Below are 22,275 nucleotides of genomic sequence, written 5' to 3'. Positions count from 1 at the left end.
TTATTTAAATATAATTTAATAATCATTAAGGAGAATCTTCTATGGAAAATATAGATATTGGCAAAAAAATTGAAAAGCAAAGAAAAGCAAAAGGTTTAACTAGTAAAGAACTAGCAAATATGGCTGAAATCACACCATCTATGTTAAGTCAAATTGAACGTGGTTCTGCTAACCCTTCTATTCAAACATTAAAGGTACTCGCAAAAGCACTTGATGTTCCAACGTTTAGCTTTTTACTTGAAGAAACAAATACAGATGATTTAATCGTACGCTCTCATAAACGTAAGAAAATGATTATCGATAATTTATCATATGAAATGCTATCACCTGATTTCACAGGAAATTTAGCAACAGCAATTATGACTGTTCCTCCAAATACTGCTTCATCAGAAAATGTTCTAGAACATAAAGGAGAAGAACTAGCATTTGTATTAGACGGGAAAATCACATTGCACTTAAATGAAGAAGAGTACACATTAGAAACTGGTGATAGCGTAAAAATACCAGCTTATTTAAAACATAAATGGGTAAATCAATTCGAGAAAAATGCGATTGTTTTATTTTCTGTTACTCCGCCGATTTTTTAATTCATATGATGATAAAAAAATAGCCATGCATGGAGGATGCTCTCCGTACATGGCTATTTTTATTTTTTTGGTACTAACAAAATCCCTAAACTAATAACACAAAAACTGAGTATTTGCTGTATTGAAAGACCAAATAGAACTGAATTTTGTTCATTAATAAGTGAAATAATGATATGAGCAATTCCCTCGGAAATTAAAAAGAAGCTTATATTCTTTCCATTTCCTAATCTTTCATTTTTAATCCATAACGAACCAATTATACCCAGTGCGAGTATAATCTCATACATGAAAATAGGATGATACAAAAATTTTGATTCATATATTTTCATCCCCCATGGCAGTGTCGTTTGTATACCTACTTCTTGATGGAATAGAAAATAAAAGATAATACACACACACAATCCAAAGGGTAATGTATCAAGTAAAATTCGAAGAGAAAATTGCTCTTTTTTACTTTTCCAAACAATGTATATACTAGCCATAATAAAACCTACTATAATATGTTGAATACTTCCTACAGCTAATAATGCTTGCATTGGCGCCCCAATGGCCCATACTGGATTTAAAATTGCCGGTGCGAATTTCCATATGAATACAATGATGAGAAGACCATTCGTTACTGCATCCATCATTTTTTCATATTGAATATTTTGCTTTTTCATCCTTAGTTTCATCAGAGTAAATCCAAATAGACTTCCTATTATAAGAGAAACTGGTTGTAACCTCACCATCCACTCCATCACTATGAAATCCCCTCTTAATTCTCAATTATTTTCTTAAACTTCTCTTCTAATTGATCTGGAGGTAATACACCTCGTGCATGATCTACAATAATTCCATCTTTATTAACAAAAAATGTCGTTGGTAAAGAGAATACTTTATAATCTAATCCAGCTACTCCGTCCATATCTAATAGAACAGGAAATTTAAATCCGTGACGATCTGCGAATGCGCTCGCTTCTTGTACTGGATCACCGATTGTTGCATTTACCGCAAAGATTTCAACATCCTCCTTATATTTATCATACAAACGAACTAGGTCAGGAGCCTCCATTTCACATGGGCCACACCACGATGCCCAAAAATTAATAACATATGGTTTTCCCTTTGCATCATTTAACGAATACAGCTTCCCGTCCAATCCTTTTAATGTTATGTTTGGTGCTTTAAATCCCACTTGTGGTAATACTTCTTTCTCTTTTAGCTCCGCTTGTTTCGCTTTTCTTTCTTTTTCTTCTTTCTTTGTATTATAAAAATTAACCCCTGCCCAAATTAGTGCCCCGGTCAGTATAATAGCAATTAGTTTCTTCACTTTTCTTCCTCCTCATTTCTAAAATCCCGTAAATCCGCCGAATAGACGAATAAAGAACGCTGTAATTTTCGTCATTTGATTCGTATATAATAAAACCCCTGTTAAAATCATCATTCCACCGCCGATTTTCATCATGACATTGGCATAAGTAACAATCCATTTTACCTTTCCAATAAAAAATGCCATCACGAAAAACGGAACTGCAAAGCCAAGAGTATATGCCGTAATATAAAGAAGCGCACTTTCAGGATTGGTCGCCCCGAGCATAAGCACTGCAGAAAATATCGGACCAACACACGGTGTCCATCCTGCTGCATATGTCATGCCGACCAAAACTGAGCGAATATATCCTGTCGATTTACTTCTATACTGCACTTTTTTCTCTGCCATAAGCCACTTAGGCTGAAACAATCCGGTCATAAATAACCCCATCAAAACAATAAAAATCCCACCAATTTGCTGAATCAATCTTTGATTAGATGAAAAAGTAATCCCAATCCAACTCACCGATAAACCTAACGCATAAAATATAACCGAGAAACCGATCATAAAAAATACTGTATGTATAATCGCTGACTTTTGCATAATTCCACGATTTTCTTTTAAATCTTGAATGGAAACACCTGTAATATATGATAAATAAGATGGATATAGCGGTAAAGAACATGGTGATATAAATGACAGTACCCCCGCCCCTACTACAAGCCAAATTGTTAAATCGGCTGCATTCATTTTATTCCTCCTAACCACACTACAAATCGTAGTGTTAACTATTAAAAAAAGAGGCTATATGCACTCTCCAACAATAAGTACAATCGACATACAAAATAGCCCTAACGTTACATATACTGAATTCGTATGTAATGGTATATTCAGCTTAATAACTTTCTCATTCAACACTTGCTCAATCCGTAAATTAATTGCAGTTTTCGCAAACGAAGCTGTAATACATTGATTTTCCATCGTCTTTATTTTAATTAATTTTAATAATGCACTACCTAGCTCAAATGAAGATTTCATTTTTTGCATCGCATATTTATCTGCTGCTAACTCTTGATACGTATGATATCGTTGTAGCAACCCTTTTAATATCGGAATATACATCATTCCCTCTGCTAACAACGTAAAACAAAATAATTTTAGCGGATCCAGATTGTTTTGATGATATTCTTCATGGAATACAATCGCATCAATTTCTTCCTCTGAAAACGTCTGAAGTATTCCTTCTGACATAACAACTTTCGGACGAAATAATCCAATTGTAAATGCTGCAACTTCCATAGTCGGCAGTATATATATTTGTTTTCCTTTTCTAATGAAAGGGAAAATTACTTTTTGCAATTTTTTACTATAGAAAAATTGCCGCCAAAGTCTTTTGCACACTATCAATACAGTAAGTAATAATAATCCAGCTATTATAATACGAATCAGCGATAGTTCTTTCATATGTTTTTCTAATTCAAACAAGCAAAGTTTTGAAAGAAAGAACGCCTTATTTTGAAAAAGAAATGGATATGAAACGTAATACACTAACATGCTGAAAAAGAGAGTACTTACAATTACTGCTAACAATACGATTTTACGCATTTGCCATTTCATTTTATCGATCCTCTTTTTTTAATTGACTCAATTTGTCTTCTAATTTTTTTATTAAAGTCGGATCAGCCTGCTCTAACTCATCTAGCATATGATTTACAACTAAATCTCCAAACTCCCCCATTAATTCCTGTGTCATTTTCTTCGTTTGATTGGATAAGAATTCTTCTTTTGTTTGTACAGCACGATATATGCCACTTCTTTTCACAGTCTGTTTTTCTAAGTGTAATTTCTCTACTAACCTGTTCATAACTGTCATAACAGTATTAAAATTCACAGGCGATTCTTCACTTAATTTCTGCTGCACTTCTTTAATCGCAATACCCTCAGTAGACCAAACAATCTCCATAATTTTCGCTTCAAGCGGTCCAAAGAAGTGATTTAACCCTTGCTCATTTAACTTATAGTTTTGAGTAAACATAGTACGGCTCCTTCCACACTACAGATTGTAGTATGAATTAAATGAAAGGTCAAACTCGAATAATATAAACTAATATCCACTAATTATAAATCTGTACTCCGTTCCATTCATTGTAAACCTAACTTCTCTCCAAATGTAGCGAAGAGGTAATACTCTAATATTTGCACACTAAACTTCTCATTACGCCCGAGTGCAAATAATTCCCGATCTTTAGCTACGATAGTATCTAATGGAATCACCACATTATCCACTATTTTTGTAATTTCAATTATATTACTTTCTACGTTTACTTCTGTTTTAAATTCAATATTTTCTAATACTATATGTGAACGTCTTCCTGATGCAAAAAAAGTAAAGTTAGGATTTTTAAAAATTCCAATTTCACTCTCTAACGGATATAAATATTTATAAATTATCTCTCTGTGCCCATCTTTTATTATTTTTTCATCTTTTTCATCATCTAAATATTCTTTTACCTTCGCTGCGAACTCAAATCGAAAATCCACTCTTTCACGCTCCCTCTTTTCAGTTTACGCTAATAAATATATTAATATAATTTTACCATATTATAAAATAACTTCCTATAAAAAGTAAAAACCACTTTTGTAAAACCTCTGGTATTCCCCGCACTTTTTAAATATAAACACTCTTTCAATATTAATTAGTACGCCGTTATATTCATTTAAACATATTGTTTCCATACTTTAAAACAATATTATCCAGTATTATATATCAATACAGTGAAACTTTAATCAGTGGGGTTTTGTTCATCCCCTACTGATTATTAGTTGAACCAATCGGGCGTTTACGGGCAGTTGATCTCCCACCTAACCGCTTTGCTCCAGTCGAATTTTGAGGTGGGAGTCTTACTGCCCGTTAATGCGGGATAAACTGCTTCTAATTCCTTTCTATCCACAGCTATCGACTCCTTATGCTATTCCAATATATTGTTCACTTTATTTCCCCTTATTCATTAAATCACAGAAGGAATGTAACTCCCCGCTATCGAATTTTTACATAACAAATATTATTAGGTGGTGCTTTACTATGAAATTAGCTGTCATTGGTGGCGGTGATTTACAAGATCCAAATCACTTGCATATTAATGAACGACTTATAGAATTAACAAATAAACAATACCCAAAAGTATTATTCATTCCAACAGCTAGTCGTGATGATGAAGGATATATAAAGTTATTTTTAGAAACGTTTGAAAAGCAATTACATTGTGAGGTTCAAATTTTACGCATTATAACCGAAACACCTACTAAATATGAAATAGATGAGATGATTCATTCTGCCGATTTAATTTATCTTGGCGGTGGAAATTACGTTCACATGCTTGAACAATGGAAAGAACATAAACTAGATGAAAAGTTACTATTTGCTTTAAAACGTGGAACACTTATTGCAGGATATAGTGCCGGCGCTATGTGCTGGTTCACATCTAGCCTACGTTCAGATTATGAAGGTTCTGGTTATATAGAAAGTAGTGGCTGGAGTATTGTTAACAAAAGATTTTGCCCTCATTACAATCAATTAAATAGAATGAATGCTTTCCATACGTTTTTACAAACTCACCAAGGTAATATAGAAGGCATTGCATTAGAAGATAATTGCGCTTTATATATTACAGAAGGTTCATTTGAAATTATCGGTGAGCCAGATACAGCTTGGGAGTTTTATATGAATAATGGAAAACTCATTAGACAACATTTTGACATAACTTTAAAAAGTTATTTATAAGCATTCATTAACGAAAAATGTCCCTAAGTATAATGACTTAGGGACATTTTCATCTTTCAACTCACTAATCGTGTAATTCGTTTCTTCTGCCATGAAAGCTTATAATATGCATACTGTAATATTAAGCTGACGATGAATGCAGCTGGATACCCAATCCATATCCCTTCTATTCCAAGGCTCGTATGGTAAGAAAGATAATACGCCACAGGTACTTCAACAAGCCAAATTGATACAACACTGATTACAGTTGGCCATAGTACTGTACCACTTGCTCGCATTGTCGCACTAATAATTTGTGCATGACCGAAAATTAAGTAGCTCCATAATGTAATCATGATTAGACTATGAGCAATGTCAATTGTATTTTGACTTGTTAAAAATAGTGCTAAAATATCTCTTGAGAACAAGTAAATAAGAGATATTAATACACCACCAATAATATAATTCATGATGATTCCGGCCTTAACAACTTTCTGCAATCGATCAAATTGGTTCGCACCAATTGATTGCGCCGCAAAAATTGATACGGTAATGCCGAGACTAACTGCCGGCATTTGTACATAACTTGCAACTTGGTTCACAACACCATACGCCGCTGTTGCATCTGATCCATAGCGATTCACAAATGCAATTACCGCAATTTCTGATAATGAAACTAATATCATATTAATACTCGCTGGAATACCAAGTCGTAACAATAACTTTAATAACTCCCAGTCCATACGAAGATATTTTCTTACTGTAGCGTCTAATTGCAGTGGATGATTTTTCTTCTTTAAATACACTAGCATGACAATAAACGTAATAACTGTGGATATAACAGAAGCATACGCTGCTCCATAAACATCTAATTTCGGAGCTCCTAACCAGCCAAAAATAAGAATTGGTAATAAGATCATATTTAGCGCTGTACTTACGATTAAAAAGTAAAATGGCGTTTTAGAATCTCCTGTACCTCTCATAAATGTTGTGTATGCAAAATATAAAAATAATACTGGCATAGATATAAATAAAATTCTTGCGTAATGCACACTTATTTCAATAATATTTTCGGGTGTTCCCATAAGGCGCATAATATCCGTTGCAAAAATACTGCCTATTATCGCCAACACGACTCCGATAATAAAAGTAAACGTAAGCGTCGTACCAACGATAGCTTTTAAGCGCTCTTCATTTTTAGCACCAAATGCCTGACCAATTAAAATTGAACTACCAGAACCAATTCCAATTACAAATGAAACGAGCAGGAAAAATAACGGGAAGAATGCCGATATAGCTGCTAGATCATTTACGCCAAGCCATCTTCCTACTACTACCATTCCAAATAACTGTCCAACTGACTGTAATACATTACTTAAAAGTAACGGCACTAAAAACATGGACATCGATTTCCATATCGGCTTATGTTCCGTTTCTGACTGCTGTGACTCTACACCTTCTTTATTGTTATCTGTAGGTGGTTTCAAATTTCATTTCCCCTTTTATTAATTTCTGCACGGTTATATCCGTGCGCTCCGTACTGTTCCAACTTTTCCAATTCTACTTTCGATATTGAAATGCCCAGTCCCTTTCTTTTTGAGACCTCTGATGCTTCAAGTTCATCATACATTTTTTTGTATTTATAATGCGCTACATATTTCAATCCATATCTCTTTGTATAGTTGTTTTTATTCTGTGCTTCTATTCATTTTCTTTGCTTCACACTTATAACTTCACCCAATATTGGCTTCCATCAGCTGTTCTATCTAAAAAACCATACTCGATTAAATATCTTCTTAAAGTTACAAAATCCGGATATACATTTTCTAAAACTGTATTTACTTCTTTTTCCGTATACTTTTCATTGCTATCAAATTTCTTCACTAAATGACGCAATATAATTAATTTACGCTTTTGCTTTTTCGGAAATTTAGAAAGCGGTCCATCCAAACCTTCTGTAAAATGCGCTGTTAAAACTTCAGCATTTTCTTCCTCTGTAATATTGTATCGATCATCCACCATCGTAGCTGTTCTATGAATCGGTACAAATTTAGTTTGAACTTTTGATTTTTCTTCTGACAATTCCATTAACGCTAAAAATACTTTCGCTTGCTTCATTTTCTCTCGTAATGTAAATCGATGATTGCGAATCGTCGACGTGCTCCCGCCATCCATTTCTTTTACAATCTCTTTATCGTTAAGTCCCATATGGAAAAACTGAACCATTTTCTTTTGCAAATCAGTTAAACCTGTAAACTTCTTATCAAGATTTAATAAATAATCAAACATAGACGTGTGCTCATTTTGAATATGCAACTGTACAAACTTCTCTGCTTCATACAAAACTTGATTTTCTTGATAAATAACCCCTTTAATAAACGTTTCTCCACATGCTAAACAAATATACTCCTCTGCTGCCTCGTCAAATACATACCCTTTCTTTAATTCCTCTACCGACGCATCCCAAAACTTCTCTGAAATATCACTCATACTAAACACTCCTTTAAAAGGTTTACTTAAAAACAAACAAATTACAATAACGTTTATTATCACTACATCATCTTAACATATAAAAAGTAAACATTTCAATGTTTCGTTTACCTATTTTATAAACTTTAATTAAAACATCTATTAACAAATCTTAAAAAGGACTTAAAACAACGAAAAGCGAATGTGTTTATATAAATTAATTACTATAGGATGTGAAATAGAGCATGATTATTCTTCAAGACCCTTGGTTTACGGTTCACATCATACACTTGGTCTTTCTCCTACTATATTGAAAGAAGTAAAATACGCTATTCAATATTTAAGTGATAACAACCTCGTTCAACATGGAACCGGCATTCACTCATTCCAAAACTTCAGCATTCAATTTTAACTACAAAAAAGGTGTTTCCACATATAGAAACACCTTTTTACCTTTTATATATTTTATAAACAACTTCCACTAAAACTTTACTCGCTTGTACAAGTACATGTTTTCGCTTTCCATCCTCAACGAATCTATTTGAGCAGCCACTCATAATCATCATACAACTAATTATGACTAGCACTACACTTCTATTCTTGTTAGTCACTTTATGCCACTCCACTACTAAAAACTTCATTTAAATTTATCCTATCAAAAAATTTTACACGAATAATAAACCGAAAGAATATGCAATTCTGCATATTCCCACGTTTCATTACGATGTTATGATTTAATTTAGTTAATGAACACGTATAACGAGGTGACTAACTTGAAGTTTAAAGCGAAAAAAATCCATTTCATGTCATTTTCATTACATTATTTATAATTTTTTTTTTCATTTCGCTATTCTTCCAAAATGAAAATTCTATTTTTTTCACTCTTATGATGCTGTTAAATATCGTGAATCTTTCTTCATTCTATTTCTCTCACTACAACATAACGGAATCTTCTCTCATAATAAAAAACGGTTTCATACTACGTACTGAAATTCCATTTGAAGATATTCGTCACATTAAATACTCTGGCAAAACACTCCGTTCAGAAAAATGGACTAGGCAGCAATTAGAAATTGATTATAATTTATTTGACTCAGTGACAACTTTCGTACCACAAGAAGAAGAAAAATTCATTTTACTCTTAAAAGAGAACTGTCCGAATATGAAAGTAATGAATCGAACACCCCACTAATTCATACCAATAGTGGAGTAAAGTTATATTAAAAGTTCGTTAATAAATTTACGAGTTATTTTTTTATCCTAATGTCCATACTCCTATAATTCAATTACATATATTGTTAATAATGATGAAAGGAGGAACAACAATGGAGAATACAAATAGCAAACTATTTGTCAACACTGAGCAAGGTGTATTTACCTCTCAAAAACTTCAAGTAGCTATGGATCAAGCTTTTCGAGTTCCTGTATTTTTAAGTACTGTAAATACACTTAATCAACTACAACAGCAATTTTTAGACAGGCTCATTTTTGAACTGGAGCAAGCTCTTCTTTTTCCTCGCACAATTCCACGAAGCGATCAATATCCTGAATCACCTTTAACAAGCATAAGAAGAATGATTTTATCAAGTTATGGCCTCGTGGCTGTAGATTTTCAGCGTTTTTTTGTACAAGCCGTGAAAACAAATGTAGGTCCATTTTTACCAGACACACCATTTTGGGAAGGGACTCCTTTTTCTCAAATCGAGCCAGCTATGGGGTACCAATACGGACTTCCCCTCCTATTAATTCGTGAAACGGGAACCGATGTAAATAGAGGGATTTGGCAAATAGGAAATGCACCATTCTTAATTTTAGACTGGAATTCCGACACACAATCTATAGATTCATTTTTTAGTAGTGTTTCATGGAGACAATTTTTTGCGAATTGGACTGGTCATGTAAGAAATGGATATTATCTACAAACAGAACCTGCGTTTAAATATTAATTGCTTACTCTGGCTAACTCAATTCTAAGTTAGCCTATTTTCATGACATAAAGCTCCCCCTATATTCCTATAACAAACAATATGAACATACAAAGGCGAACTGTTACTCTAAAATAATGAACAGTGCTTCGTATGTATAAGCTAAGTCATGGAGAATTAACAGTTAAATTATTACAAAATATGCATAACCCTTTAAGTATATTTACTTTCCCACAAGGCATTATAAATGAATATCAAAAAAAGCCAAGATTCTAAATTAAGAACCTTGGCCTCTTCTATTATTCTTTCGGAGCAATCATTTTTTTCGGATCTACAATTTCATCAAATTGCTCTTCTGTTAGTAGTCCTGATTGCAGTGCTGCTTCTTTTAAAGTTAATCCATCCTTATGAGCATGCTTCGCAATTTTCGCTGCATTTTCATATCCGATATGCGGATTTAGCGCTGTTACAAGCATTAATGAACGATTCACATTCTCATTAATTACTTCTTCATCCGCTTCGATACCAACTGCACATTTATCATTGAATGACACAGTTGCATCAGCTAATAAGTGAGCAGATTGCAGGAAGTTGTAAGCAATAACTGGTTTGAATACGTTTAGCTCAAAATTACCTTGGCTCGCAGCAAATCCGATTGTTGTGTCATTCCCCATAACTTGTGCTACAACCATTGTTAATGCTTCACTTTGCGTTGGATTCACTTTACCTGGCATAATAGAGCTTCCTGGTTCATTTGCAGGAATAATAATTTCCCCAAGACCACTACGCGGACCACTTGCAAGCCAGCGCACATCGTTAGCAATCTTCATTAAATCAGCAGCTAATGCTTTTAATGCTCCGTGTGCAAATACAACTTCATCATGACTCGTTAACGCATGGAATTTATTTGGTGCAGAAACAAATTGTTTACCTGTAAACAGACTAATTTCTTCTGCTACCATCTCACCAAATTTAGGGTGTGCATTAATTCCAGTTCCAACTGCAGTACCACCAATTGCTAATTCTTTCATATATGTATTGCTATCTGCAATCATACGCTCTGTTTTTTCAAGCATACGGTGCCATCCGCTAATTTCTTGTCCTAACGTTAAAGGTGTTGCATCTTGTAAATGCGTACGACCGATTTTAATAATATGTTCAAATGCAGTTACTTTTTCTGCTAAGGTTTCTTTTAATTTCGTAATAGCCGGTAATACATGATTTTCTACCGCGATTACACACGCTACATGAAGCGCTGTTGGGAATGTATCGTTTGAACTTTGAGACATGTTCACATCATCATTCGGATGAATATGTACGTCAGATCCCTTTTCTTTCAAAATTTGATTACCGCGGTTTGCAATTACTTCATTTACATTCATATTCGATTGTGTACCACTACCCGTTTGCCATACGACAAGTGGAAAATGTTCATTCCATTTCCCTGCAATAACTTCATCAGCAGCTTCCACAATTGCTTGCGTCTTCTCTTCTGATAGCTTTCCTAATTTTTGATTGCTAATCGCTGCACTCTTCTTTAAAATCGCAAATGCTTTTACAATTTCAAGTGGCATATGCTCTGTTCCAATTGGAAAGTTTTCCTTACTGCGCTGCGTTTGTGCTGCCCATAATTTATCAGCTGGAACTTTCATTTCTCCTAATGTATCTCTTTCAATTCTGTACTCCATTTTTTCATCCCCTTGAAAATAAAATACCTACATTTCTCATTTTAACAGACTTTCACCCAAATGATAAGAATTCTCACTCTTGTGTATAAAAAAAATTACCTTCCGCCACCGCAGAAGGTAATTTTTTATGATGCTTGCTTTCCTTTATCCGCATCATCTACATACCAAATGAACTTGCCTGTATATCCATAAATAACTGCTAAAATGAGTGATACGAAGCTTAGCCACATAAATGGCACGTATGATAACGTTGATACACCTAAAATACCAGCCATAAAAATACCATTATCAGACCACGGAACCATACCAGAAGTTAACGTTCCACCTACTTCTGAGTTACGTGCTAATACGCGGCGGTCTATTTTTAATTTATCATAGCTATCTTCCATAATTTTTGGTGTTAAAATAAGTGATACGTACATCGCACAACCAAATATATTTGCTAAAAACGCAACAATTAATGTAGACAATGTTACATTACCTGCAGAATTTAATTTCTTCTCAAATTTTGATACGATTACTTTAAGAACACCTAACTTTTCAAGTAGTCCACCAAAACCTAAGCCGAAAATAATAACGGCTACTGAACCGAGCATACCGTTAATTCCACCACGGTTTAATAACTTATCGACAAACTCAACACCAGATTGAATTGAGAATCCGTTATATGCTGTTCCAATCGCCTCTCCAAAGTTCATTCCTTGGAAAAGAGCTGCCCAAATTGCACCAATTAAAGCTCCCATAGCAATTGTTGGCATAGACGGTTTCTTCATCGCCAATAGCACAATAACAATGACCGCTGGAACAAGCATCCATATTTTAATATCAAAGTGCTTTAATAAAGATTCTTTTAAAAACTCTACTCTATTTAAATCTACATTATCCCCGCCATACATCCATCCAGCAACAGTAAACATAATGCTAGTGATAATATAAGCTGGAACGTCTAATACGAGCATAGCTCGAACGTGAGCAATAACATCTACTTTCGCCATAGAAGCTGCAAGAACTGTGCTATCAGAAAGTGGTGATAATTTGTCTCCGAAATAAGCTCCTGAAAGGACTGCACCCGCAACAAGCGGAAGTGGTAATCCAAGCCCTTCACCTATCGCCATCATAGCAATACCTGCAGTTCCAACTGTTCCCCATGATGTTCCTGTCGCGATAGAAGTGATTGAACAAATAATTAAAGTTGCCAACAAGAATATGCTAGGGTGAATGAATTCTAATCCATAATAAATTAATGTAGGTACAACCCCACCAGCAATCCACGTTCCAATTAAAGCCCCAACTGCAACTAAAATAAGAATTGCTTCTAATCCATTAGAAATCCCTTTCGTAATTGCATCTTGCAATTCTTGATAACGAAATCCTAATCTTAATCCAAGCGCAATAACTAAAAACCATGAAATAAATAGCGCTAATTGAATTGGGAGATCAAAAATCGTTTGGAAGTAAAAAACGACAGCAAGAAATAGGCATAAAAGAATAATAATTTCTAGCATCGATGGTAATCTTACACTTTTCATTTTTTTCTCTCCTTACAAGTCGATAACATGATGTATGTAGTCTTACGTGTATGTAGTATACAATTAGCGAAGACAAAACAAAATTTTCATATTATTTCGATTTATTTTTCCAGTATAATATATTCACAACCCTTTCTATTGTAAAAGTAGATGACTCTTTTCGCAATGAAAAATATAAAAAATATTGTATTTTTATTTATTTAGATAAAAACACCTAATGAAATAAAACTTTAATCAATGAGGGTTTTATCCATCCCCCACTAATTATTAACCCATAATAACCTTTTTAATATTTGCCTCAACAAAACTTTTCACTACCGCTTTCACCTCATATGTAATAATATATTTCCACATAAAAAAAGAGCACACATCATTTAATCGATGCATGCCCCTCTTTTATTTATACATATTTTGTATCTCTTCTTTATTTTTAAGTATTTTCGAAAATTTATCGCTACAACCTTTCGGAAATAAAACTCCGAGTCCATATGAATGCCCAAACTGAAAATGAGGGTGTTTCACCTTGACCTCATCCCAAAACTTATACACACCGAAATCACCGTTTTTAACTTCGATATCATGAAATAATACAATACCGTTTTTCGCAACTTTAGGTAACCATGTTTTATAATCATGAGAAACAGCTTCATACGTATGATAGCCATCAATATGCAAAAGATTTATCGTTTCATCTTGAAACTGATCCAGAGCCCCATCAAAAGTAGATCGAATTAGATTTCCTATATTAGGGTAACTAATATTCACAACTTTTTCTACTATATGAAAAATCCCTTCTCCATATGGACCTGTATGCTCATCTCCAGCCCAAGTATCTACAGCAAAACACTTAGTTGACAACCCTCCGTCTTTTACCCCCTGGCAAAAACTAAAAAAGGAAGCACCTAAATGTGTGCCTAGCTCAACTAAAGTTCCTGGCTTTTCAAATCGTACTAAATCATATGCGAAATCCAAATGCCCACTCCAAGCAGATTGCGATCGAATAATATGGCTAAAATTATCAAATTCAAACGATGGTTTATGAGTAACCCAGTTCATCTCATATCTCCTTATACACATATTTTTAACAAACCAAATTACTCTTATTTTTATTTTTTGGGCGTCGCGATTATGATTATATTTCATAAAAATATGCAGAATTTATTCTTTTGAAATTCAATTAAAGATCAATTTTCTCTCCTTCACTATATTTATATTTAACTGGATGATTGTCCAAATGATTCCTACTACAACACAAATTTATTTAGTTATGAAGAAACTGGGATGAACGATATGGAGATCAAATAACTGAGCTCGTATTTATTGGCATTAACAGAAAAAGAAATGAAACAAGATTGGAATATCTTTGTTGATCCTATTCCAGCTTTTACTTATACTTCATAACAAAGTGAAAAAAGGCTTCCGTAGAATGAAGCCTTTTTTCATTTTGTAGTACTCTTATTTAACAGATTTGCTTTAATAAGAAACATAATTGTACCTAAAACAACTAATATAGCATATACGATACCAACTACATCACCTATTTTTTCTAAGCCAAACGGTAATATTATAGTAACAACTCCGACTATATAGGAAAATACTCCTGAAAGCTTCGCTAATTTATTTTTATCTCCAACAAACGTTTCTTCTTGATATCCTGCCAACAAAAACAATCTCTTTTTCACATGCATTTGATACCCTAAAAAAATGATTTCTATGAAAGAATAATAAAGCTGGTTACACAAAAGTGTAACCAGCTCCTTCTTTAATAATCTATATGCTATGCCTAAATATTTACGTAATCTTCAATATCTTCGTACTCTTTTTCCAATTCCTCTAAAGACAGCTCGTATAATTGTCGGTCGCGAATCTTAAACACCCCTGCTCCAATTAACTCATCAATTAAATGCCTCTTACGATTTTCAACAGCAAAACGGAGTTGACTACTCATCTTTTAAAAAACTCCTTTCTACGATCATTGAAAATGATAATCTTTATCAATTACCACTTTTGATTATAAAAGATGATTCTTAATAAGTAAAGTAATCTTATGAAATATTTACCTTACAAAGTATTTGTGGCCACATTATATATATGTATGCCATGCGAAAAATGTTATGACACTTTTTCTAATCCTTTTTCTTTCATACTTTGCAAGTTGTCTCACTATGATTAAATTCACCTTCAATTTCTACTTGAATGGTGACATGTTCTACATGAAACTCCCTCTTTAATACATCGGTAGCTTCCCTTAATACACTTTGCGTTTCATTCCCTTTAATAATAAGGTGACATGTTAATACTTGAAAATCCGATGTGACAGACCATATGTGCAAATCATGGACTTCTTTTACAATCGTAATATTTAATAATGTGTTTTTTACTTCTTCAACATCTATATGCTGCGGTGCACCTTCCATTAATATATGAACCGTATCACGTGTTACACGCCATCCACTTATAATGACTAAAATAGACACAAGAATACTAGCAATCGCATCTGCAGCAGTCCATCCGAAAAATTTAATAAGTAACGCTGCAATAATCGCTCCGACTGACCCTAATAGATCACCTAGTACGTGTAAGAAAGCACTTCTTAAATTCAAATTACCTTTCACATCTCCGCCTCTCATTAATATCCAAGCTGATAAAATATTAATAAGCAGACCAAGTACAGCAATAATGAGCATTCCATTACTAGCAATCTCAACTGGTTCTTGAAAACGACGAATTGCTTCAATAAAAATGTATATAGAAATGACAATAAGTACAACACCGTTACATAATGCCGCTAACATTTCGACTCGCTTATATCCGTATGTTTTCGCGGTTGTTGCTGTTTTCTCTCCAAGCTTGAACGCAAGTAAACTTAAAGCTAAGGATACCGCATCACTTAACATATGTCCTGCGTCAGATAATAGTGCTAAGCTATTTGTTACAAATCCCCCAATAACTTCAGCAATCATAAAGCTTGTTGTTAATAGGAAGGCAAGTAATAACGCCTTTTTATTTTTAGAATGTCCGTGATCATGTGAATGTCCCATACAAATGCTCCTTTAAGTGCAATATCTGTATGTTAGTATGAAACAAACTCCCCACCTTTATCCCGCTTCCTCTGTATACAAACTTCGCTACTTTTCAAACAAGTCCTTTTTCTCAACTAAAAACAAGACTACTTCTTTTTTATTTTCATATTGTTTACTAATGAAAGAATTTTTAAGGAGGTTACTAAAATGAAACGTTTATTTCTCTGTATGGAGCGTGAACTTGTTGTAGTCAAAGAACAATATGGTCACTATGAAACAGCATATCACTTACAAAATATCCAGCCTACTTGTATTGCTGTTGATCCATTTCAAAAGAATCGTGTATATTGTGGCACATTCGGACGAGGTTTATGGTTAAGCGATGATGGTGGGGATTCATGGAGACCCATTGGGGATTCTTATCGTTACTTTGATTTTCCGAAAGAAGATGGTATTTTACATTCTTCGATCACTTCCATAACGATCAGCTCTAATGAACAAGTTAACGGATATGGCGTCGTTTATGTAGGCACAGAACCTAGTGCTTTATTCCGTTCAGAAAATGGTGGTGAAACGTGGACTGAACTTAAAAATATGAAATCATTATTATCTTCCTATACGTGGGCTTTCCCACCCAGACCTTTTACTCATCACGTACGCTGGATTACAGTTGATCCAAACAATCCAAATACAATCCACGTTTCCATCGAAGCTGGTGCTGTTATTCAAAGCAACGATAAAGGGCATACATGGATTGATAAAAAATTCGGTGCTCCTATCGATGCTCATCAATTACTCATGCATCCTGACGCACCAAATCGCCTATATGCATCATGCGGTGACGGATTTATGGGCGGCCCTGATCGTGCATATCTTGAAAGTTATAACAGTGGAAACAGCTGGATCTCATGTAGTGAAGGACTTGAACATCATTATTTATACAGCATGGCTATCGATCCAGCTGATTGTAATACGATTCTCGTTTCTGCTGCACCGAGTGCTGATCTCGCTCATCACCGCATTCCTTATGAATCTTATATTTATCGAAAAACGAAAGATACTCCTTTCCAGCAAGTACAGCAAGGACTACCATCAGCAATCGGTACAGTCATTTCGATGTTTGCGACAAACCCAGCAGAACCACATATGTTTTACACTTTAAATAACAACGGCATCTTCCAATCTGTAGATAGCGGCGAATCGTGGGAGCAACTAAACATTCCGTGGAAAGATGAGTATAAAACGCAGCATCCTCATGCATTACTCGTTACTAGCTCTTAACAAAAAGAGAGACTGCCTATTTATTCATTTCAGGCAGTCTCTCTTTTTATTTCTTTAAATCAATCACAATATCATCTAACACAATATCTTTACTCTTCGCTTCTTTTTTCGGCACTTCAATTTTCTTCTCTTTCCCATTCACATACTCCACTCCACCATGATTTTCAGGTGTATGAACTCGCAAGTGCACGTGAGGTGTGACAATAAGCTTTGTAGCATTTTCGTTCAACTTTTGGAAGGTAGCACTCCAACTACTTTTATGCGGTTCTGCTACTTTACTGCTTCCACCATTTCCTTTACCTGCATATTTATTTCCTATATCATCTTTTATTTCTAATTCCACATCAGCGCTATCCCATATACTTCTTAATGCCTTAGATTCTTCTTGATTGTAAAAAACGATAAAGGACATCGGGGTTACTTCCATTTTGTCTATATTTACTTTTATTAATTCATTTTCAGAAACCCCATTAACCTTTGCTTCCTTACTATCCATTGCTTTTAAACTAAGTGCGAAATTCCAGTTCCCCTTTATTACATTACCTTCATAATCCAACTCAATTGCTTCTATATCCCACCAAACATTTGCAACATCAAGCCTTTCATTATCAGTATCACTCATAGTGGTCATACCTACATATTTTCCCTCTCCAACTTTTGTAACTTTCGAACTACCTGCCCCGCCATTAAAGCCCATAACTTGCGGACTTCCAAATAGGAACGGTTTCTCTCCTAAATCTTTTTCACTCTCAATAGAATATGTGATTGTAATTGTTCTCCCATCAAACACAGCATCATTAATTGTAACTTTAACCCCATTACTCTCTCTCGTCATATTCAATTCAGTCGAAAACTCTTTATAATTTTCATATAATCCTGTTCTACCGTTATCTAAAAAGCGGAATATGTCACCTACAATTGGCAATCCCCCAGCATATGTAGGAAATCCGATACCGAGTGTTGCAACTGATAATCCTACTAAAATAGATGCAGCAGCGACACCTTTTTTCCAAGTTTTCATCTTTTTCTTCGTACGTATAGATCGTTTTAAATTACGTTTCACTTTTTCTTTTTCAATTTCAGAAGTCTCAAGTTCTTTTTCATCTATATCAATATCATTTAATAGTTCATAAATGTCTTTCATATTACACTACCTCCAAAACTAATATTCGTAGCATTTTGTTGTAGTTTCTTCTTCCCGCGATACACACGATTATCTATCGCCGCTCGGGTTAATCCTAATTTATCTCCTATTTCCTCTGTCTTCATACCGAGGAGATATTTCATAACGAACACCTTTTGATCTAAAGGTTCCAATTGATTAATAAGCTTCAATAACTCTTCCCTATCTTCCATAAGAATTAATTCGTCTTCTGCCGATTTTTCCGTACTTATATGAAACTCATCTGAAATGATTTCTACTTTTTTAGTCGCTTTCCGGTAATAATCAATTGCCTTAAACTTTGCAATCGCCGCAATCCATTTTTTAAAATCACTCGGCTCTCCATGAAATTTATTTGCGTTATTCCAAATGGAAAGAAATATATCATTTACACATTCCTCTATCAATCCATCATTTTGAACTGGGAGAAGAACTTTGTGCGTTATCCCCTTTATGAGCGGTAAGTATGTATCAACAACAAATTCTAGCGCATCTTCTTTTTGCCGCTGTAATCTTTTTATATAATTTTTCTCATTTGATTTCATGTAGCGATTCCCCTTATTTTTTGGTAAAAGCTTTTACACCCTATATAACGTCCAGAAAAAATTTTTCTCTCATCTTTTTATTGTTTTTTGTATGCAATGGAATACTTTTCCTTTCCCATTGTCTCATATAACTTTGAATTTGAAGAAAATTTTCTCAAGTCTACAATTTAATTCATGTAGTACACTATTTATGTAGCCTTTCTTTAACTTAGTGTACATTTTATTTTATTAATCTACTTTTAATTATTTTAAATTAGGAGATGAGATGTGTATGTGTGGAATTACAGGCTGGGTAGATTGGAAAAAGGATCTTTCCAATGAACATGTTATTTTAGAAAAGATGGCAAGTAGTATTCAGCATCGCGGTCCGGATGCTGAAGGATTTTGGTTTTCACCTCACGCGGCTTTTGCACACCGGCGTTTAATTGTTATTGACCCAGAAGGCGGGACACAGCCGAAGACATTCCGTGCTGGTGATTATACGTATGCTCTTACTTATAATGGAGAAATTTATAATTTTCGTGAACTGAGAGAGCAACTTCAAAAATGTGGGCATGCATTTGAAACACACTCAGACACAGAAGTGCTACTACATGCTTATTTAGAATGGAAAGAAGACTGCGTACAACATTTAAACGGAATTTTCGCTTTCGCCTTATGGGATGATCAGAAGCAGCAATTGTTTTTAGCACGCGATCATTTAGGTGTAAAACCACTCTTTTATACAGAAAGAAATGGCAGTATTATTTTCGGTTCTGAAATAAAAGCATTATTAGCTCACCCATCTGTTCCTGCTGAAATTGATACGGACGGAATAAATGAAGTATTTGGATTAGGCTTATTTCGAACTCCAGGATGTGGTGTCTTTAAACATATTCAAGAAGTTCGTGCTGGACATTCTATAACATTCACACGTGATAAAAAAATAGTTAAGAAGTATTGGAATTTAGAAAGTAAGATCCATACCGACTCTATCGAAGACACATCTTCGCATATTTTATCTATTTTACAAGATACAGTAAAAAGACAACTAATTGCCGATGTTCCCCTCGTATGTATGTTATCAGGCGGATTAGATTCTAGTGGTATTACTGCACTGGCGGGTAAAGAATTTAGAGAGGGAAACAAAACACTTCACACATATTCAATCGACTTTTTAAATAGTGCGAAAGATTTCGAACTGACATTTGCTCGAACTGGTCTAGATGCTCCTTGGGTAAAACGTGTTTCTGAGCATGTAGGGACATCGCATCATGACATTGTTGTTAATGCAGAAGAATTAGCAAATCACTTATTCGTTCCCCTTCATGCGAAGGATTTACCTAGTGCAGGCGAAATGGAAACTTCACTATATTTACTATTTTGCGAAATGAAAAAAGATGCAACCGTGGCTTTATCTGGGGAGTCGGCTGATGAAGTATTCGGGGGGTATCCTTGGTTTCACCAAGAAGAACTATTATACGTGGATAAGTTTCCGTGGTTAACAAACTGGAAAAACACATCTTCTCTATTATTAAACGACGTAACAAAGCAATGTAATCCTGAGCATTATATTAATAAACGATTCCATGAGGCTGCTCTTGAAGTACCTACTCTTGAAGGTGAAAGTAAAAAACCCGCGAAACAACGGCAAATGTTTTATTTATTTTTAACACGATTCCTTCCGTTCTTACTCGACCGTAAAGACCGTATGAGTATGGCTGTAGGATTTGAAGTTCGTGTACCGTTTTGCGATTATAGACTAGTTGAATATTTATGGAACGTACCTTTTAACATCAAAAGTATTGATAATATTGAAAAAGGTATTTTGCGTAGAGCACTGAAACCTGCTTTACCTGATGATGTGCGAAATAGAAGAAAAAGCGCTTATCCTACTTCACAAGATCCACACTATTTACAAACAATCCGCAATTTAACACTTGATATGTGCAGCAATAAAAACAATCCTGTTTTCTCACTTATTAACCATTCCATATTACTTGCAATTGCTGATCAAAGTAATACAGAGATTAACAATTTTGAAGCAAGAAGTGCAATGGAGTACATGCTCCAAGTAAATGAATGGTTGAAAACGTACCACATTCATATCGCTTAACAAAAAGGAGTTCAAGGACAAAACCCTTGAACTCCTCTTCATGTATTAATTGGCACATTGTTTATTTTCAGTATCAATGGACCATCCAATAATCGTGGCACAATCTCTACCTTTCCACTGCAGTACATTTGTTAATACAGGCTCAATCTGTAAAGAAGTTCCGTCGTGTAATATTTCTACTAAAGATTGATCATCATCAAACTTTCGTTTATCACATTCTAAAATACCATCTGTTGCCATTACAATGTGATTCTGACCTTTTTCTAATCCCCTTATCCCTGATGTAAAGCAAGGTGTATTCGCTGCAAAAACATTTTTTCTTCCTATATATTCATAGTTTTTACGCTTATTTAGCCTACCTTTTCCGTTTTTCGTTTTCTCTGAATGGAATAAATACGCGAAGCAATCACCAACTGATAGCCAATATAAGAACTCGCCTTTTCTTAAACAAATTAAACATGCAAGTTCCTCATCATCTTGGTCACATTTCTTGATAAATAGCTCATCTGTAAATAACGCTAATAAATACATATGTGTATGATGAAAAGCTAGATGGATTGGATATGAAAATAGCTCTTTTAGTTTTTCTTCTCTTTCTGAAATAGCTTCTATTATATAATGTATATTTTTCGTTTTATGATGTGTATCAAAAATCATAACAAATTCAAATTCTAATTTCGGATCCCACCAAGCTAGTACTGCATCTCCTCTTTCATATGCATCACTCTCTTGATTCCCTCCATATACGCCGACTGAAAGAGGACCACATTTTTCAACATGTATTTGATCTACATACATCTTTTCATGACTAATCCATTTAAATGTATTCACAGCTATCATCCTCTCTCTTGCTAAATGTATACCTTTACACATAGATTACCTTATATTTCAATAAAAATAAACTTTTTCAACATTTA

General features: G+C 34.3%; 24 protein-coding genes and 3 pseudogenes. 8 read left to right on the top strand and 19 right to left on the bottom strand.

Annotation, left to right across the window (positions count from 1 at the left end):
- The first annotated feature begins 41 nt into the window (after positions 1-41).
- Positions 42-587: a helix-turn-helix domain-containing protein gene (locus ACFWDE_RS13210; RefSeq protein ID WP_002148990.1), complete on the top strand. Its 546-nt coding sequence runs from the start codon at positions 42-44 to the stop codon at positions 585-587.
- A gap of 59 nt (positions 588-646) precedes the next feature.
- On the opposite strand, the gene ACFWDE_RS13205 is transcribed toward ACFWDE_RS13210, so the two are convergent.
- The 6 genes from ACFWDE_RS13205 to ACFWDE_RS13180 form a co-directional block, all read right to left on the bottom strand.
- Entirely contained in the window at positions 647-1,330 is a 684-nt protein-coding gene (locus tag ACFWDE_RS13205; RefSeq protein WP_377892784.1) for a prolipoprotein diacylglyceryl transferase family protein, read from the bottom strand.
- 14 nt (positions 1,331-1,344) lie between these two features.
- Entirely contained in the window at positions 1,345-1,899 is a 555-nt protein-coding gene (locus ACFWDE_RS13200; protein ID WP_377892783.1) for a TlpA family protein disulfide reductase, read from the bottom strand.
- Positions 1,900-1,917: 18 nt separating this feature from the next.
- Complete coding sequence (ccdA, locus tag ACFWDE_RS13195; protein ID WP_377892781.1) at positions 1,918-2,631, bottom strand: cytochrome c-type biogenesis protein CcdA; 714 nt, start codon at positions 2,629-2,631, stop codon at positions 1,918-1,920.
- A gap of 54 nt (positions 2,632-2,685) precedes the next feature.
- Positions 2,686-3,498 (bottom strand): M56 family metallopeptidase, encoded by an 813-nt coding sequence (locus ACFWDE_RS13190; protein WP_002148997.1) that lies wholly within the window; start codon positions 3,496-3,498, stop codon positions 2,686-2,688.
- A 1-nt stretch (position 3,499) separates the two neighbouring features.
- Positions 3,500-3,916: a BlaI/MecI/CopY family transcriptional regulator gene (locus tag ACFWDE_RS13185; protein ID WP_002149004.1), complete on the bottom strand. Its 417-nt coding sequence runs from the start codon at positions 3,914-3,916 to the stop codon at positions 3,500-3,502.
- Positions 3,917-4,023: 107 nt separating this feature from the next.
- Positions 4,024-4,422, bottom strand: coding sequence for a DUF3942 family protein (locus ACFWDE_RS13180; protein WP_377892779.1), 399 nt, complete (start codon positions 4,420-4,422; stop codon positions 4,024-4,026).
- 541 nt (positions 4,423-4,963) lie between these two features.
- Between ACFWDE_RS13180 and ACFWDE_RS13175 the strand changes: the two genes are divergently transcribed.
- A complete protein-coding gene (locus ACFWDE_RS13175) occupies positions 4,964-5,662 on the top strand; it encodes a peptidase E (protein WP_002149007.1) in 699 nt (232 codons plus the stop codon).
- Between the two features lie 56 nt (positions 5,663-5,718).
- On the opposite strand, the gene ACFWDE_RS13170 is transcribed toward ACFWDE_RS13175, so the two are convergent.
- The 3 genes from ACFWDE_RS13170 to ACFWDE_RS13160 all read right to left on the bottom strand — a co-directional run bounded on the left by ACFWDE_RS13170 (position 5,719) and on the right by ACFWDE_RS13160 (position 8,131).
- The gene (locus ACFWDE_RS13170) at positions 5,719-7,128 is read right to left on the bottom strand and encodes an MATE family efflux transporter (RefSeq protein ID WP_377892778.1); all 1,410 of its coding nucleotides are present in this window, start codon (positions 7,126-7,128) and stop codon (positions 5,719-5,721) included.
- On the bottom strand, positions 7,125-7,304 hold the full coding sequence (locus ACFWDE_RS13165; RefSeq protein ID WP_002149011.1) for a hypothetical protein: 180 nt from the start codon (positions 7,302-7,304) through the stop codon (positions 7,125-7,127). The genes ACFWDE_RS13170 and ACFWDE_RS13165 overlap by 4 nt, the downstream gene beginning before the upstream one ends.
- A gap of 62 nt (positions 7,305-7,366) precedes the next feature.
- Positions 7,367-8,131, bottom strand: a complete 765-nt coding sequence (locus tag ACFWDE_RS13160; protein ID WP_377892775.1) for a DUF2087 domain-containing protein — start codon at positions 8,129-8,131, stop codon at positions 7,367-7,369.
- Positions 8,132-8,378: 247 nt separating this feature from the next.
- Between ACFWDE_RS13160 and ACFWDE_RS13155 the strand changes: the two are divergent.
- A pseudogene (locus ACFWDE_RS13155) lies at positions 8,379-8,522 on the top strand (MBL fold metallo-hydrolase); the annotation flags it as partial.
- A 37-nt stretch (positions 8,523-8,559) separates the two neighbouring features.
- Here ACFWDE_RS13155 and ACFWDE_RS13150 read toward each other — a convergent pair.
- The gene (locus ACFWDE_RS13150; protein WP_002135479.1) at positions 8,560-8,751 is read right to left on the bottom strand and encodes a hypothetical protein; all 192 of its coding nucleotides are present in this window, start codon (positions 8,749-8,751) and stop codon (positions 8,560-8,562) included.
- A gap of 132 nt (positions 8,752-8,883) precedes the next feature.
- On the opposite strand from ACFWDE_RS13150, the pseudogene ACFWDE_RS13145 reads away from it, so the two are divergent.
- Positions 8,884-9,302, top strand: a pseudogene (locus ACFWDE_RS13145) (PH domain-containing protein).
- A gap of 133 nt (positions 9,303-9,435) precedes the next feature.
- On the top strand, positions 9,436-10,056 hold the full coding sequence (locus tag ACFWDE_RS13140; RefSeq protein ID WP_377892773.1) for a hypothetical protein: 621 nt from the start codon (positions 9,436-9,438) through the stop codon (positions 10,054-10,056).
- Between the two features lie 278 nt (positions 10,057-10,334).
- On the opposite strand, the gene fumC is transcribed toward ACFWDE_RS13140, so the two are convergent.
- From fumC to ACFWDE_RS13125, 3 genes are all read right to left on the bottom strand, one after another.
- On the bottom strand, positions 10,335-11,723 hold the full coding sequence (fumC, locus tag ACFWDE_RS13135) for a class II fumarate hydratase (protein ID WP_002016545.1): 1,389 nt from the start codon (positions 11,721-11,723) through the stop codon (positions 10,335-10,337).
- Between the two features lie 125 nt (positions 11,724-11,848).
- Positions 11,849-13,252, bottom strand: a complete 1,404-nt coding sequence (nhaC, locus tag ACFWDE_RS13130) for a Na+/H+ antiporter NhaC (protein ID WP_377892770.1) — start codon at positions 13,250-13,252, stop codon at positions 11,849-11,851.
- Between the two features lie 396 nt (positions 13,253-13,648).
- Positions 13,649-14,308 carry a class I SAM-dependent methyltransferase gene (locus ACFWDE_RS13125; protein WP_377892769.1) on the bottom strand — a complete coding sequence of 220 codons (660 nt, stop codon included), beginning with the start codon at positions 14,306-14,308 and terminating at the stop codon, positions 13,649-13,651.
- Positions 14,309-14,523: 215 nt separating this feature from the next.
- On the opposite strand from ACFWDE_RS13125, the pseudogene ACFWDE_RS13120 reads away from it, so the two are divergent.
- Positions 14,524-14,653: pseudogene (locus ACFWDE_RS13120) on the top strand (cobalamin biosynthesis protein); the annotation flags it as partial.
- 38 nt (positions 14,654-14,691) lie between these two features.
- On the opposite strand, the gene ACFWDE_RS13115 reads toward ACFWDE_RS13120, so the two are convergent.
- From ACFWDE_RS13115 to ACFWDE_RS13105, 3 genes are all read right to left on the bottom strand, one after another.
- Entirely contained in the window at positions 14,692-14,994 is a 303-nt protein-coding gene (locus ACFWDE_RS13115) for a DUF3784 domain-containing protein (RefSeq protein WP_002149019.1), read from the bottom strand.
- Positions 14,995-15,035: 41 nt separating this feature from the next.
- Positions 15,036-15,200, bottom strand: a complete 165-nt coding sequence (gene fbpA, locus ACFWDE_RS13110; protein WP_002149020.1) for a Fur-regulated basic protein FbpA — start codon at positions 15,198-15,200, stop codon at positions 15,036-15,038.
- A 193-nt stretch (positions 15,201-15,393) separates the two neighbouring features.
- Positions 15,394-16,293, bottom strand: coding sequence for a cation diffusion facilitator family transporter (locus ACFWDE_RS13105; protein WP_377892766.1), 900 nt, complete (start codon positions 16,291-16,293; stop codon positions 15,394-15,396).
- A gap of 189 nt (positions 16,294-16,482) precedes the next feature.
- On the opposite strand from ACFWDE_RS13105, the gene ACFWDE_RS13100 reads away from it, so the two are divergent.
- The gene (locus ACFWDE_RS13100; RefSeq protein ID WP_377892764.1) at positions 16,483-17,556 is read left to right on the top strand and encodes a WD40/YVTN/BNR-like repeat-containing protein; all 1,074 of its coding nucleotides are present in this window, start codon (positions 16,483-16,485) and stop codon (positions 17,554-17,556) included.
- Positions 17,557-17,602: 46 nt separating this feature from the next.
- Here ACFWDE_RS13100 and ACFWDE_RS13095 read toward each other — a convergent pair whose 3' ends face one another.
- Together ACFWDE_RS13095 and ACFWDE_RS13090 are read right to left on the bottom strand one after the other, a co-directional pair.
- Positions 17,603-18,700: a DUF4179 domain-containing protein gene (locus ACFWDE_RS13095; RefSeq protein ID WP_377892763.1), complete on the bottom strand. Its 1,098-nt coding sequence runs from the start codon at positions 18,698-18,700 to the stop codon at positions 17,603-17,605.
- Positions 18,697-19,263, bottom strand: coding sequence for a sigma-70 family RNA polymerase sigma factor (locus ACFWDE_RS13090; protein ID WP_002149029.1), 567 nt, complete (start codon positions 19,261-19,263; stop codon positions 18,697-18,699). Before ACFWDE_RS13090 ends, ACFWDE_RS13095 begins: the two co-directional genes overlap by 4 nt.
- A 271-nt stretch (positions 19,264-19,534) precedes the next feature.
- Here ACFWDE_RS13090 and asnB point away from each other — a divergent pair, with 271 nt between their 5' ends.
- Entirely contained in the window at positions 19,535-21,358 is a 1,824-nt protein-coding gene (gene asnB, locus ACFWDE_RS13085; RefSeq protein ID WP_377892761.1) for an asparagine synthase (glutamine-hydrolyzing), read from the top strand.
- A gap of 45 nt (positions 21,359-21,403) precedes the next feature.
- Here the strand turns inward: asnB and ACFWDE_RS13080 are convergent, their stop codons facing one another.
- Positions 21,404-22,231, bottom strand: coding sequence for a PP2C family serine/threonine-protein phosphatase (locus tag ACFWDE_RS13080; RefSeq protein ID WP_377892760.1), 828 nt, complete (start codon positions 22,229-22,231; stop codon positions 21,404-21,406).
- Between the last annotated feature and the right edge of the window lie 44 nt (positions 22,232-22,275).

Source organism: Bacillus sp. NPDC060175, from assembly GCF_042728695.1.
Classification (GTDB): Bacteria; Bacillota; Bacilli; order Bacillales; family Bacillaceae_G; genus Bacillus_A.
The sequence above is the reverse complement of the archived record's forward strand: the minus strand, read 5'-3'. Positions and strand labels throughout refer to the sequence as shown.

Coding starts and splice junctions, on each gene's coding strand:
- asnB (WP_377892761.1), top strand. CDS start 19,535: ATGTGTGGAATTACAGGCTGGGTAGATTGGAAAAAGGATCTTTCCAAT.
- ACFWDE_RS13125 (WP_377892769.1), bottom strand. CDS start 14,308: ATGAACTGGGTTACTCATAAACCATCGTTTGAATTTGATAATTTTAGC.
- ACFWDE_RS13185 (WP_002149004.1), bottom strand. CDS start 3,916: ATGTTTACTCAAAACTATAAGTTAAATGAGCAAGGGTTAAATCACTTC.
- ACFWDE_RS13090 (WP_002149029.1), bottom strand. CDS start 19,263: ATGAAATCAAATGAGAAAAATTATATAAAAAGATTACAGCGGCAAAAA.
- ACFWDE_RS13140 (WP_377892773.1), top strand. CDS start 9,436: ATGGAGAATACAAATAGCAAACTATTTGTCAACACTGAGCAAGGTGTA.
- ACFWDE_RS13150 (WP_002135479.1), bottom strand. CDS start 8,751: ATGAAGTTTTTAGTAGTGGAGTGGCATAAAGTGACTAACAAGAATAGA.
- ACFWDE_RS13190 (WP_002148997.1), bottom strand. CDS start 3,498: ATGAAATGGCAAATGCGTAAAATCGTATTGTTAGCAGTAATTGTAAGT.
- ccdA (WP_377892781.1), bottom strand. CDS start 2,631: ATGAATGCAGCCGATTTAACAATTTGGCTTGTAGTAGGGGCGGGGGTA.
- ACFWDE_RS13175 (WP_002149007.1), top strand. CDS start 4,964: ATGAAATTAGCTGTCATTGGTGGCGGTGATTTACAAGATCCAAATCAC.
- ACFWDE_RS13105 (WP_377892766.1), bottom strand. CDS start 16,293: ATGGGACATTCACATGATCACGGACATTCTAAAAATAAAAAGGCGTTA.
- fbpA (WP_002149020.1), bottom strand. CDS start 15,200: ATGAGTAGTCAACTCCGTTTTGCTGTTGAAAATCGTAAGAGGCATTTA.
- ACFWDE_RS13210 (WP_002148990.1), top strand. CDS start 42: ATGGAAAATATAGATATTGGCAAAAAAATTGAAAAGCAAAGAAAAGCA.
- ACFWDE_RS13080 (WP_377892760.1), bottom strand. CDS start 22,231: ATGTGTAAAGGTATACATTTAGCAAGAGAGAGGATGATAGCTGTGAAT.
- fumC (WP_002016545.1), bottom strand. CDS start 11,723: ATGGAGTACAGAATTGAAAGAGATACATTAGGAGAAATGAAAGTTCCA.
- nhaC (WP_377892770.1), bottom strand. CDS start 13,252: ATGAAAAGTGTAAGATTACCATCGATGCTAGAAATTATTATTCTTTTA.
- ACFWDE_RS13100 (WP_377892764.1), top strand. CDS start 16,483: ATGAAACGTTTATTTCTCTGTATGGAGCGTGAACTTGTTGTAGTCAAA.
- ACFWDE_RS13160 (WP_377892775.1), bottom strand. CDS start 8,131: ATGAGTGATATTTCAGAGAAGTTTTGGGATGCGTCGGTAGAGGAATTA.
- ACFWDE_RS13095 (WP_377892763.1), bottom strand. CDS start 18,700: ATGAAAGACATTTATGAACTATTAAATGATATTGATATAGATGAAAAA.